The sequence below is a fragment of the Rhodococcus sp. SG20037 genome (genome assembly GCF_031763325.1).
Classification (GTDB): domain Bacteria; phylum Actinomycetota; class Actinomycetes; order Mycobacteriales; family Mycobacteriaceae; genus Rhodococcus_F; species Rhodococcus_F qingshengii.
Genome location: NZ_CP134497.1, coordinates 6,043,933 through 6,056,184 on the forward strand (window position 1 = coordinate 6,043,933; position 12,252 = coordinate 6,056,184).

Below are 12,252 nucleotides of genomic sequence, written 5' to 3' on the forward strand. Positions count from 1 at the left end.
CGATCACCCGTTCTCAAAAACTGTTTACCGGGCACAGGAATTGGCGGGACTCGTTCCAGAAGGGGAAGAGGTCGGTGGTGGTGGCCGTGGGGTGGTCGATCTCGGCGAGAGTGTAGAAATCGAGAATCGTCCGCCCGGCGGTTGCGCTGACCTCGCATGCCTGCAAGCTCAGTTTCGCCTCCGCCACGAAGCCGATACTGCGGGCGAAAGGTCCGAGGGTCCCGGCATTGACAAAACCCTCGAGGTTTTGTCCCCACTGGTTGTAGTCCGACTGCAAAGCAAAGCTGCATGTTTCACCGAACAACTCGGTGCAGGTTGTCGGCTTCCCACCGATCGTGTGAACCGTATCGGCGAGCTCGTGCGAAGTACCTTCGCGCGGTGATCCGGAAAGGAGAAGCAAGACGGCGACGGCCAAGGCAACCACCAGAAGGATGCTCGCGGCCGTTGCCAGTATCGCCTTCACAATCCCTCGATCCACGTAAGTTCATGAGGGGAACCGATTTTGGAACACCGGTCACTGGATTTGTACCCGTGACACTCGGGGTCCAAACATCGACCAGGCTGGGAGCCGTGCATCAGGCTGGGGGGTCGCGAGAGGATCTGTGGGAAAAAGCCGGGGGAGGATCGACACTCCCTTCCACTACCAATGTATATCGCACCGGGGGCCTTGCGGCAAGGCCCGGGTAGTGCCGCAAAATGGCTCTTCCGATCCCGCACGACCCACTACGGGATCGGAACAGCCAGCGGAAGTGAGGGCACGTGCCAACCCAGGGATACGAAGAAGAACTGCGATCCGAGCGGAACTATGTGGAGGGGCTCTACGCTCGCCTCGATGCGGAGCGCGCCCGAGTCAAGGACAGGTACAACACCGCTCTGCGCGGAAACGGCGAAGCACTCATGGAACGCGACGCCGAGGTGCGCGCGCTCGCCAAAGAGGTGAAGAGGCTGGACGTAGCCGACAACGGCCTGTGCTTCGGCCGGTTGGACTCGCTGTCGGGTGAGACTTCGTACATCGGCCGAATCGGCCTTCTCGATGCGGACAACGACTACGAACCGGTGCTGCTCGATTGGCGGGCGCCGGCATCTCGCCCGTTCTACGTTGCCACCGCTGCAAACCCGGAGAACATGCGTCGACGCCGTCAGTTCCACACACGCAGTCGACACGTGGTCGATTTCACCGACGAGGTACTCGGGCGCCCTGACGGCGCAGAACACGACACCCACAGCGATTCCGCCTTGCTCGCTGCGGTTAACGCACCGCGAGGTGAGGGCATGCGCGACATCGTGGCCACGATCCAGGCCGAGCAGGACGACATCGTCCGACTCGAACACCCCGGGGTGCTGGTGATCGAAGGTGGCCCCGGTACCGGGAAAACCGTCGTCGCCTTGCACCGCGTCGCCTACCTGCTCTACACGCAGCGAGGGCGAATGGAACGTCACGGCGTTCTCGTGGTCGGGCCGAACCCGGCGTTCCTGAACCACATCGGCCGCGTGCTGCCCTCGCTGGGCGAGTCCGACGTGGTGTTCATGACCACCGGTGATCTCGTTCCCGGTCTACGCGTCACTGCCGAGGACACTCCGGAGGCCGCTGGGCTCAAAGGCTCGCTGAAGATCCTGGACGTTCTCGGCGCAGCGATTGCCGATCATCAGCGCTTGCCCGAGAACCCGTTGTTGATCGAATTGGCGGACGTCACAGTGCGAATCGACGCCGAAACTGCGGAATGGGCCCGAGAAGAAGCTCGTTCGAGCGGACTCCCCCATAACGACGCTCGGACTGTGTTCACCGAAATCGTCACCTGGGCACTGACCGAGCGGGCGATAGCGCAGATCGGCAAGGGATGGTTGACACGCAGTGACCGTGAAGCCTGGGAACAAGTGCGCGCAGATCTGACCGCAGAGTTGGCGGAGAATGACGCGTTTGCCGCCGCACTCGACGCACTCTGGCCGATCTTGACACCGAAAGAGCTACTGACACAGCTGTTTACTTCGCCGGAACGCCTACGCAAGGCAGGCGCAGACGAGACACTGTTGCGCCGAGAGGGCGATGCCTGGACGGTGTCCGACGTTCCGCTTCTCGACGAATTGGTGGACATGCTCGGCCGGGACAAGCCCGTCGACCAGAGTGCCGAACGTGAACGCCGCGACGAGGCTGCGTATGCAGCGGGCGTGCTGGACATGATGATCAGTCGTGAAGACTTGATGGACGACGAGGATCATCTCCTCGCCCAAGACATGCTGTACGCCGAGGACCTGGCGGATCGTTTCGTCGAACGCGATACCCGGGAGCTCGCCGAACGCGCTGCTGCTGACCGAGACTGGACGTACAGGCATATCGTGGTCGACGAGGCACAAGAGCTGTCCGAGATGGACTGGCGAGTCCTGATGCGCCGTTGCCCGGACCGGTCTTTTACGGTGGTAGGTGATCTCACGCAACGACGTTCACCCGCAGGTGCCCGATCGTGGGCGACGATGATGGAGCCGTACGTTCCCGGCCGCTGGATCTACCGATCCCTGTCGGTGAACTATCGCACCCCCGCCGAGATCATGAGCGTCGCCGCCGCCTTGCTCGCCGAGTTCGCGCCAGACGTCCAGCCACCCGAGTCCGTCCGCGCCTGCGGGATCGCGCCGTGGTCCAGACAAATATCCGCCGACGAACTAGCCTCCGCCATCGACGAATTCAATCAGGACGAGGCCGGACGCGAGGGTACGAGCGTCGTCATCGGACCTGCGAGTGTGCCCGGCGCTGTGCCGGTTTCGGAAACGAAGGGCCTGGAGTTCGATGCCGTGCTCGTCGTGGAACCGGAGCGAATCATCGCCGACGGCCCACGCGGTGCGTCTGAACTCTATGTCGCCCTCACCCGCGCGACCCAACGTCTCGGCGTCCTACACGAGGGGCCATTGCCGCACGCATTGACCGGGCTCGTCCGGGTCGGGACGGCCAGATCACCGCAATCGTTCGCGGCGAGCGATCGTGCTGTGTAGGCCTTCGGCAGCAGCGCGCACGTAGGACACCTGGCTCTCGGGGACGAAGCGACTGGTGGGACCGGTGACACTGATGGCCGCGACGGGTTTGTCATTGGTTCCGAATACCGGCGCCGCAACGCACGCGAGACCCGGCGCTGATTCCTCGCGCTCGAACGCAATACCGGTCTCGACCACTCGGTTCAATTGAGTATTGAGAATGCCGGGCGCAACAATTGTGTGCGGGGTTCGGCGCGTCATCGGTTCCGACAACACTTCGCGGCGAAATTCGTTGTCGGAGAAAGCAAGGAGCGCCTTTCCGATTGCGGTGCAATACAGCGGTATCCGGCCGCCGGTCCGAGACGGGGAGTTGGCTTGTCGATGGCCGCCGATCTTCGCGACGTATACGACGTCGTGGCCGTCACGGACCCCCAGGTGGACTGTCTCGTGGGTCCGCTCGTACAGGTCCTGGAGGAACGGCATCGCCATCTCCAGGAGGCTACGTTCGAGAGAGGCGAGCATGCCGAGTTCGAAGAGGCCGCCGCTGAGCCGGTAGCCACCGTCGATACGGTCGAGTAGCCGGTTCGCGACCAGTTCGTTGGCCAGGCGGTGCACCGTCGCCTTGTGCAGGCCCGTCCGCTGGACCAGGGTGGCCAGAGGCAACACGTGGTCGTCGGCCCGGAAGGCGCGCAGGATCGTCACCGCCTTGCCGAGCACGGTGTCGAGGTTTGCGCTGCCAGTCACCTCCCCAGCGTATCGCTGAGTGAGACAGTTCCCTGGCGCAATCTCGGTGCCGCGGCGAAAGTAGTGGCCATGAGCCAGCCCACGAATACCAGTACAGCTAGCGAGACCGACATCGCAGCTGCTGCGGACCGCCTCGCAGCCGCCATCGCGAGCGGCACTCCCTGCGCGCCCGTGCGCGATCTGATCGGCGCCGACGACCTCGTCGCCGCCTATGCCGTCCAGCGCCGCGTCGACGAAATCCGTCGGCAGGCGGGGGCCGTGGTCGTAGGCCGCAAGATCGGCCTGACCTCGGTGGCAGTCCAGCAGCAGCTCGGTGTCGACCAGCCCGACCTCGGCGTGCTGTACGCCGACATGGAGTTCCCCGCCGGCGGCGCCATCCCCATGAGCCGTTTGATCCAGCCCAAGGTCGAAGCGGAAGTTGCCTTCGTGCTCGGTGCCGACCTCGTGGACGGACCGCTGGACAGTGCGCAGGTGCGCGGTGCGATCGACTACGCAGTCGCCGCGATCGAGATCTGCGACAGCCGCATCGAGTCGTGGGACATCAAGTTCGGTGACACCGTCGCCGACAATGCGTCCTCGGGCGTGTACGTCCTGGGAACCGAACGACGCACCCTCGACGAGGTGGAACCCGCCGGCGTCGTCATGTCGATGTCCGTCGACGGCACCGAGGTGTCCACCGGCGTCGGAACCGCCTGCCTGGGCGATCCGATCGAAGCCGTCGTCTGGCTCGCCCGCACTGCACGTGAGTTGGGGCAGCCGCTGACCGCAGGGCAGGTGATCCTGTCCGGCGCTCTTGGCCCCATGGCACCGGTCACCGCAGGCAACGTAGTCACCGTGACCGTCTCCGGGCTCGGTTCCGTCACCACCAGTTTCTCCAGCGAAGAGGACAACGCATGAGCAAGGTCAAGGTCGCGATCATCGGATCGGGCAACATCGGCACGGATCTGATGATCAAGGTGCTGCGCAACTCCGACCATCTGGAGATGGGCGCGATGGTCGGTATCGACCCCGCGTCCGACGGCCTCGCTCGCGCCGCGCGTCTGAACGTGCCAATCACGGCAGAAGGCGTCGAAGGCCTTGTCGGTCTGCCGAACTTCGACGAGATCGAGATCGTCTTCGACGCCACCTCGGCAAAGGCTCACGTGGCCAACAACGCGCGGCTGGCTCCCCTCGGCAAGCGCATGATCGACCTGACGCCTGCCGCGATCGGACCGTACGTCGTACCGGCTGTCAACGCGGACGAGCACTTGGACGCACCCAACGTCAACATGGTGACGTGTGGCGGCCAGGCCACCATCCCGATGGTTGCCGCTGTTTCTCGGGTCGTCCCGGTGGCGTATGCGGAGATCGTCGCGTCCATCGCCTCCAAGTCGGCCGGTCCCGGAACGCGCGCCAACATCGACGAGTTCACCGAGACCACGTCCGAGGCGATCGTGGCAGTCGGCGGCGCTCGTCGCGGCAAGGCCATCATCATCCTCAACCCCGCTGAGCCGCCGCTCATCATGCGCGACACGGTCTTCTGCCTCGTCGACGCACCGGACCCGGCTGTTCACGACGAGATCCGTCAGTCGATCGAGAAGATGGTCGGCGACGTCTCCGCGTATGTCCCCGGCTACCGGCTCAAGCAGGAAGTCCAGATCACCGAGATCCCGGCCGACCAGCCCGTCGAGACGTTGCTCGTCGACGGCAATCGCCCCACCCACCAGGTGTCGGTGTTCCTCGAGGTCGAGGGCGCGGCACACTACCTGCCTGCGTACGCCGGCAATCTCGACATCATGACGTCCGCCGGAATGCAGATCGCGGAGCGCATCGCCCAGCAGAAGGAAGCAACCAAGTGAGCAACCGCAAGATCTTCGTCCAGGACGTCACCCTTCGTGACGGCATGCACGCTGTCCGCCACCGCATTTCGCCCACCGACGTCAAGCGGATCGTCACAGCTCTCGACGCTGCCGGCGTCGACGCGATCGAAGTAGCACACGGTGACGGCCTCGCCGGCGGCTCGCTCAACTACGGCCCCGGCTCGAACACCGACTGGGAATGGATCGAAGCAGCGGCCGAGGTACTCGAGCACGCTCGTCTCACCACGCTGCTACTTCCGGGTGTCGGCACGATCAGTGAACTCAAGCATGCCTACGACCTCGGTGTGCGCTCGGTTCGCGTTGCCACGCACTGCACCGAGGCCGACGTCTCCGCGCAGCACATCGAAACCGCCCGCGAGATCGGCATGGACGTCTCGGGCTTCCTGATGATGAGCCACATGGCGCCTGCCGAGGAACTGGCCAAGCAGGCCAAGTTGATGGAATCGTATGGCGCGCACTGCGTCTACGTCACCGACTCGGGTGGACGTCTGGTGATGAACGACGTCGCGGATCGTGTTCGTGCATACCGCGACATCCTCGACGAGGGCACCGAAATCGGTATCCACGCCCATGAGAATCTCTCGCTCTCGGTTGCCAATTCCGTTGTCGCAGTGCAGAACGGCGTCACCCGCGTCGATGCTTCGCTTGCCGGTCACGGCGCCGGTGCTGGCAACTGCCCCCTCGAGGCCTTCATCGCCGTCGCCAACATCGAAGAGTGGGAGCACGGCTGCGACCTGTTCGCCCTGCAGGATGCCGCCGACGACATCGTCCGACCGCTGCAGGACCGGCCGGTCCGCGTCGATCGCGAAACCCTCACTCTCGGCTACGCCGGCGTGTACTCGAGCTTCCTGCGCCACGCCGAAGCTGCGTCGGAGCGCTACGGAATCGACGTTCGCACACTGCTGCTCGAAGCTGGACGCCGCCGTCTGGTGGGTGGTCAGGAGGACATGATCGTCGACATCGCGCTCACCCTCGCAGCGCAGGCGACAAAGGAAGCAGTCTGACGCGCTGCCGAGTTCGCTGACACCCGAGTCCCGCTCCCGTCTCCGGACGGGGGCGGGACTTCTCAGTTCCGCTGAGAACATTTCGCCTCGCTGTCATACGCGCGATCAGCCTGAACCCGCCGGCAGAGTACTCGAACAGTTGATCGGGCCCTTCCCACCGCGCCTCCGACTGCCGGAACTGAACCTTTTCCGCTGCAGTCGAATTCAGAGAGACTCGTCATCCGAGTAAGATCCGTCTACCGCGAGGAATTCGGTACGGATTCAGTTTCCGAGCACGGGGAGGTCCGCTCAACGTTCATCGCGCCCCACTGCTCGTTGGGACGCGGACGGTAGGCTTCGTCGGCATTCCGGTCCACATACCCAAGTGCGCGGTGTGTGGTGGACAAGTACTTCCAGGGTTGAGGATGGACGCTACCGGCAAGTGCTCCGCCTTCTGTGAGTTAGTTCAGACAGGGGCGTACCCGGCGATTCGGATGATCGCGTCGACTGTCGCGGTTCTCGTGCCACCGGGCCAGAAGGCTTTGAATTCCTCCGATTTGGTCAACATGCAGCGACGTTGGGTACATGCGGTGAATGCGGCGCGGCTCGCAGTGGGGCGTTATGTCACCAGATACGACGCCCGATTGCGGCACTCGACTTGCAGCTGCCGCAATCTGTCGACCAGACAGAGCTTGCTCAGGCGATCAACCGCCTAATCGATTACTCCGCGCCCAACGCCCAGGTCACGTTCCATCCTGCGCAGAGGAGAGCATTGCAGCGATCCACACGCCGGCCTCCGCTGACAGATCGGTAACCGATCCTTCTTCAGGTTCGTCCAGTGCATCGGACGCGAGCTGTCGGATTGCGTATACCGCGCCCACATATGCACTGAGGGGTGCGCGCGGGTTACCGGGAGAGCGCTCGCGCTCTGACTTCAATGCCTGCGCCATGCCCACCAGCGCCGCTCGGCGTTGTACACGTGCGCGTCGCCCAACAGTGTCCATCTCCACCTGGAATGCCCTCGCCACCACAGGATCTGCATTCAAAGCACTCAAGTAACCGTCGACCACCACTGCGATGGTTCGATGATCCCAGGCGAAGGATGCGGTCGGCAGGACATCACGAATGCGGTTGAGCAATACTTCGATGAACCGACCGTAGGCAGCGAACACGCACGCATCTTTGTCGGGGAAACATTCGTAGAAGGCCGCGGGTGAGACCTTCGCGCGCTTGGCTATCCGACGGACTGCCACGCCCTGATATCCGGACTCCGCCATCAACTCAGTTGTCGCGATCATGAGCCGCTCACGCTGAGCGGAAAGGACCTTGTCCCTACTCAACTCGTGCCTGCCTCGAGGCAGGTCCGCCGGAGCACTGAAGAAGACACCCTCCGTGATTCTCGAAGTCAAGACCACACCTTCCCCTGCCGCAGACACGAACCGATCCAGTGAGAGTAGCCAATGAAGGATGAGGGAAAACGATGAGGGATGACCGGATGCCAGGCACACCGTGCGTACTGACGTGCTCGTTCACGTCAGCGCAACGATTGGTGAAACAGCCAGTTCAGATCTTTGAGGGGAAGGTTCCTAGGTTGACGACATCACCCTGATCGAGTTGATGATGTCAGGCTTAGTGCCGGAATTTTGTCACGCGCATCTGTGAACTCATGCTGAGTGTGGCGATGGAGTCCGGCCACACAGTTACGTCGATCACGCTGGGTTACCTAGCCGCCAGGAGTTCGGAACACATTATGGCGCAACAAATTCAGGATAGAATTGACGCATCCTGAGTGCTGCCTACGTTTGTGTTGCACCGCCACGTGCGTGACGTATGCGCCATTAGCTGGTGGCCTCGGATATTCTCGACGATCCCGAAGGGGGCATTCTGCGTTGGGTCCGATGCAGCACCCTTGATCGAGGTTTACTCCTCGTGAAGTCGAACGAACTTTGATATCGGATTTCCACCTCGCCGCCTGTTCGGCGTCGACTCCACTGCCATCCGATAGTGACACAGGCCACCCCGACACTGTATAAAAGAATCGCACGTAACTTTTATAGCTCGAAAGCCGGAGACCCCATGATCCTTGACCGTGCGATACCGACTCTCGCGACCGCCGCCACACTCGCCGACACGTGCCTCGCCACGTCAGGCGCAGTGCTGTCGTCCAGTTCGTCGGGTTCGTTCGCCCGTGTCGTGGCCTACCCCGAGTCCGCGTCTACGTACAGGACACGGAGTCATCGTGACAGCTCGAGCTCGCAGGACTCCCAGCGCTGGAGATGCAGGGGACCAGCCTTGACCGTCACGCGGACTCAGTAGCGATCGTCAACCCGAGATAGTAAGGACCCCAAGATGAACGACGAAACACATAGCAAAGCACTCAGTCGCCGCCGCATGATGCAGATGGCTGGGGCGGCAGCCGCCGGTATCGGACTGCCATTGGCCACGCATAATTCGGCTGCGGCCGATCTGATTCCCAAAGCATCAACTCCAGGCACCTCGCCCGGCGACGTGTTCTCTGAGAACGCCCTGATGAGTGACGTAGAGACGATGACGTCCTTTGGCTGGCGTCGTCCGGGATCTCCCGCAGTTCGCGACGCGGCGCGATGGGTGCGCGAGTCATTCGAGCAATCCGGGCTCCAGACCCACACCGAGGAATGGGATTTCGATGTGTACTACCCGAGCGTGTGGCACGCGAAGGTAACCAATGCGGCGTCCCCTGCCCCGGCGTTGCCGTGGGAAACGAACTCGTACCCGATCTGGTACACCAGTGCAGGACAGGTCGAGGCCGAGGTTGTCCACGTCGGTGCCGGAACTGCGCGCGACTTCGACCGTGTCGACGTCAGAGGCAAGATCGCAATGGTCGAATCCGTATATCTGATCAATGTGATGAACACCGATGGAATGCTCGATGCATACGAGTCAGCCGTCGCCCACGGCGCCGTCGGCTACATCAGAACTGCCGATGCTCCGAACAATCTGACGCGGCTGACGCACGGAAAAGGTATCGACAAGAACACCTTTCGACAGAGAAAGGAAGCGTCGATCCCAGGGCTTGTCCTGGGATCGGATGACTTCAACGCAATCCGCACCGCTCTCGGTGGCGGACCGGTGACCATGTCGCTCGAGATTCGGACCGAGAATCCCCCCTTCGGTGGAACCCGCTCCGTTACCGGGGGATCGTTGGGCCCTGGAACTCACGAGCTGCGCGCAGTCATGGAAGACGTCGTGGGTGTACTTCCCGGGGTCAGTGACGAAATTGTTCTCATTGGCGCGCATTACGACAGCACCTACGGCGGCGCAATGGATAACGGCACCGGTGTTGCGGGCATGTTGGCGCTGATGCGTCATTACGCAGCGAAAGCCAGGAGCGAGCGTCCGAGAACATTGGTGTTTCTCGCGGCAGGAGGTCACGACTGCGGGGACTTCGACCTCACGCACTTTATGCAAACCCATCTAGAGGACATGCTGCCGCGCGTGATCACGTTCGCATGGCTTGACCACCTCGCCGCCGCGGGCACCATTCGTGTGACCCAGTCCTCGGTCGATATCCCCACGGGGCTGGACGAGATCAGGGGCGTACTCGGCTCTTTCAATCCTGTGTTGCTGAACCTCGTACTTCAGGAGTGCGTTCAGAATGGAGTCGTCCCGCCCATTCCGCTCCCGATCAAGTCATCTCTGGCGCGAGTCCCCGATTTCGTCCCGAGCTTTGACATAACGACAGCGCATTCGCGGTATCACACGATCGAAGACACGATCGACCGGATCCCTCCGGCCTCACTTCGGCAAATGACCCTCGTCCTGAGAGACGTTGTAGACGCGCTGCACACTGTCGATAGTGATCTGATCCGAAACGCTCAACCCGTCGGCGGTGACGGCAACTCGACACCTGTTCGAGGCGCAGTGCGTGGATGTTGCTGAGACGAATCAAGAACCTCGACGGGCTATGACACTGAGCCGACACCGCGCCGTGGATGCAGATCAATCACCCTGTTCGGCAATCTCATCGGCTCAGCTGGACGAAGCCCGTCGCGGCCAGCGCGATTGCGGGCGAGGGTCTCCGGCAATGTCGCGCCCCGTGCCCTGACCGAACTGGAGATCCTCGAAATCATCGGTCGGTTCGTTACCGCGTCGGCGGTGGCCGAAACCGCCGAGTTCGACGGAGTAAAGATCCATGCCGCGCCCGGCTACCTCGTCGTCACCCAGTTCCTGTCGCAGCCGGCCTCGCTGATCGAAGCAACCGTCCCATCTGCCGAGGAATGCCACGTGGTCGTCGTCAAACTCTACCGCTGCGGCGAGTAGTCGGTCGGTGCTTCGTTTCCAGGATTGGCGTCCATAGCCTTGAGTCCCAGCGGCAACGTCGACGCGTGCGACCAGAGAGGCTGGTCACTCTCGATGTGAAACCAATTACCCTCCGCTTCAGACAGATTCAACTTCGGCGAGACCTATCGTCTTCACCGGGAACTCTATTCCTTGTTACAGCGTCACCGGCCGGTCGAACCGTCGATCAGTTCGCGGAGGATGTCAGCGTGGCCGGCATGGCGTCCGGTCTCTTCGATCATGTGCACGAGCGCCCAGCGGACACTGGGAGCGGGTCGTTTCGCCCCCGGTCGCGGGATGGGCGCGGCAAGATCTGTGCATCCGTCGAGAACTGCGTTGGCACGCTCGACCGTCTCGCGATAGCGACTGACGACACCGTCCACGCTGTCTTCCGATGACGGCTGAAACGTCGCTTTCCAATCCGTCACGTTTTCTGCGAGAAACATCGATCCTTCGACAAAGGTCAAGTGAGTGACCAGCCCGAGCAAGGTTGTCCCAGACGGAACAATTGTGGTGCGCACCTGAGGTTCCGGAGCACCCTCGACCTTGGCAGCGATCGAATCACGCAAGTAGTCGAGAAACGCGCGTAGCGTATCGACCTCGCTATTTCCGGACCGGGGCGGTGGGGCATCACGGCGGCGGCGACGCGACGTTGCCATAGTGGTTCTCCTTACTCGGTGAAGAACGACATAGAGGCTTCATTCCTGGGTGGGCAGAACCGATCCTTCCGAATGCACTCCGATCCCGCATCAAATTTTGCCGTTGCGGCAAAGGCAGGCTTCATCGCCGGTATCACCGCGCCGAATGCAGGTCGTGCACAAGTTGGGGCCTCCGCAACTTGCCGACCTCGAAAGGCCACCGCCGCAGCGGGTAGGCGAGACGAGCCACGAAGTAGTTGGCGTACTCGGCGACGCCGAAAGCCCACACCGCCACGACGCCCACGGCCGCGCCGGAGTGATCTGGTAGCCAGATGACAACGCCGAGAAGAGCTATCGCCAACAAGAGAACATCTAGGACCCGAAACACGCGGTAGAGCGCTGCGAGGCGGGCCGGCATCGGTGCCTGCTCGACCCAGCCTCGGGCAAGCAGCCAGTAGACACCTGCTTGCACGAGTATCACAAGCAGTGGGGCCAGCGCCGACCACAACGCAGCGGAGTCTTTCGGACCTTCGAGCCGAGGCATCACGACGCCGACAGCCACAGCGGCAAATACGGCCGCGGCCGCCAGTTCGCCGAGGCCGAGGCTCAGGTACCTGCGTCGCAAACTCTTTCGCCGTTGATCTACCACGCAAGAAACCCTATCCGCCGATCACTCCGCAGCGGGTGCGCAGCAGCTGCAGGGCTTTGCCTAAGATCGATCGAAAGGCAGTCACGTGTAAAGAGGTTGTG

At 62.4% G+C, this 12,252-nt stretch carries 11 protein-coding genes; 6 read left to right on the top strand and 5 right to left on the bottom strand.

What is annotated here, in order from left to right; genetic code table 11:
• Positions 1-13 precede the first annotated feature (13 nt).
• Positions 14-478 (bottom strand): hypothetical protein, encoded by a 465-nt coding sequence (locus tag RHP72_RS27930; protein ID WP_225320190.1) that lies wholly within the window; start codon positions 476-478, stop codon positions 14-16.
• 281 nt (positions 479-759) lie between these two features.
• Here RHP72_RS27930 and helR point away from each other — a divergent pair, with 281 nt between their 5' ends.
• Entirely contained in the window at positions 760-2,982 is a 2,223-nt protein-coding gene (gene helR / locus RHP72_RS27935) for an RNA polymerase recycling motor ATPase HelR (protein WP_311094099.1), read from the top strand.
• On the opposite strand, the gene RHP72_RS27940 is transcribed toward helR, so the two are convergent.
• Positions 2,944-3,705: an IclR family transcriptional regulator gene (locus tag RHP72_RS27940; protein ID WP_003942865.1), complete on the bottom strand. Its 762-nt coding sequence runs from the start codon at positions 3,703-3,705 to the stop codon at positions 2,944-2,946. The two genes, helR and RHP72_RS27940, sit on opposite strands and share 39 nt — an antisense overlap.
• A 69-nt stretch (positions 3,706-3,774) precedes the next feature.
• Between RHP72_RS27940 and RHP72_RS27945 the strand changes: the two genes are divergently transcribed.
• The 3 genes from RHP72_RS27945 to dmpG are packed head-to-tail and all read left to right on the top strand — an operon-like array spanning position 3,775 to position 6,568.
• Positions 3,775-4,602, top strand: coding sequence for a 2-keto-4-pentenoate hydratase (locus RHP72_RS27945; protein ID WP_007735684.1), 828 nt, complete (start codon positions 3,775-3,777; stop codon positions 4,600-4,602).
• Complete coding sequence (locus RHP72_RS27950; RefSeq protein ID WP_054825055.1) at positions 4,599-5,543, top strand: acetaldehyde dehydrogenase (acetylating); 945 nt, start codon at positions 4,599-4,601, stop codon at positions 5,541-5,543. The genes RHP72_RS27945 and RHP72_RS27950 overlap by 4 nt, the downstream gene beginning before the upstream one ends.
• Complete coding sequence (gene dmpG / locus RHP72_RS27955) at positions 5,540-6,568, top strand: 4-hydroxy-2-oxovalerate aldolase (protein ID WP_020909650.1); 1,029 nt, start codon at positions 5,540-5,542, stop codon at positions 6,566-6,568. Before RHP72_RS27950 ends, dmpG begins: the two co-directional genes overlap by 4 nt.
• 722 nt (positions 6,569-7,290) lie before the next feature.
• Here dmpG and RHP72_RS27960 read toward each other — a convergent pair.
• Positions 7,291-7,956, bottom strand: a complete 666-nt coding sequence (locus RHP72_RS27960; RefSeq protein ID WP_054782007.1) for a TetR/AcrR family transcriptional regulator — start codon at positions 7,954-7,956, stop codon at positions 7,291-7,293.
• Between the two features lie 940 nt (positions 7,957-8,896).
• On the opposite strand from RHP72_RS27960, the gene RHP72_RS27965 reads away from it, so the two are divergent.
• Both RHP72_RS27965 and RHP72_RS27970 read left to right on the top strand, forming a co-directional pair.
• A complete protein-coding gene (locus tag RHP72_RS27965) occupies positions 8,897-10,465 on the top strand; it encodes a M28 family peptidase (RefSeq protein ID WP_064689083.1) in 1,569 nt (522 codons plus the stop codon).
• A gap of 123 nt (positions 10,466-10,588) precedes the next feature.
• On the top strand, positions 10,589-10,846 hold the full coding sequence (locus RHP72_RS27970; RefSeq protein WP_064073389.1) for a hypothetical protein: 258 nt from the start codon (positions 10,589-10,591) through the stop codon (positions 10,844-10,846).
• 182 nt (positions 10,847-11,028) lie between these two features.
• Here the strand turns inward: RHP72_RS27970 and RHP72_RS27975 are convergent, their stop codons facing one another.
• A complete protein-coding gene (locus RHP72_RS27975; RefSeq protein ID WP_064689082.1) occupies positions 11,029-11,523 on the bottom strand; it encodes a DinB family protein in 495 nt (164 codons plus the stop codon).
• Positions 11,524-11,656: 133 nt separating this feature from the next.
• Positions 11,657-12,151: a hypothetical protein gene (locus RHP72_RS27980; protein WP_311094100.1), complete on the bottom strand. Its 495-nt coding sequence runs from the start codon at positions 12,149-12,151 to the stop codon at positions 11,657-11,659.
• Positions 12,152-12,252: the final 101 nt, after the last annotated feature.

Bases quoted from the DNA above. Each gene is read 5' to 3' on its own strand.
- RHP72_RS27975 (WP_064689082.1), bottom strand. From the start codon at position 11,523: ATGGCAACGTCGCGTCGCCGCCGCCGTGATGCCCCACCGCCCCGGTCC.
- RHP72_RS27965 (WP_064689083.1), top strand. From the start codon at position 8,897: ATGAACGACGAAACACATAGCAAAGCACTCAGTCGCCGCCGCATGATG.
- RHP72_RS27945 (WP_007735684.1), top strand. From the start codon at position 3,775: ATGAGCCAGCCCACGAATACCAGTACAGCTAGCGAGACCGACATCGCA.
- RHP72_RS27950 (WP_054825055.1), top strand. From the start codon at position 4,599: ATGAGCAAGGTCAAGGTCGCGATCATCGGATCGGGCAACATCGGCACG.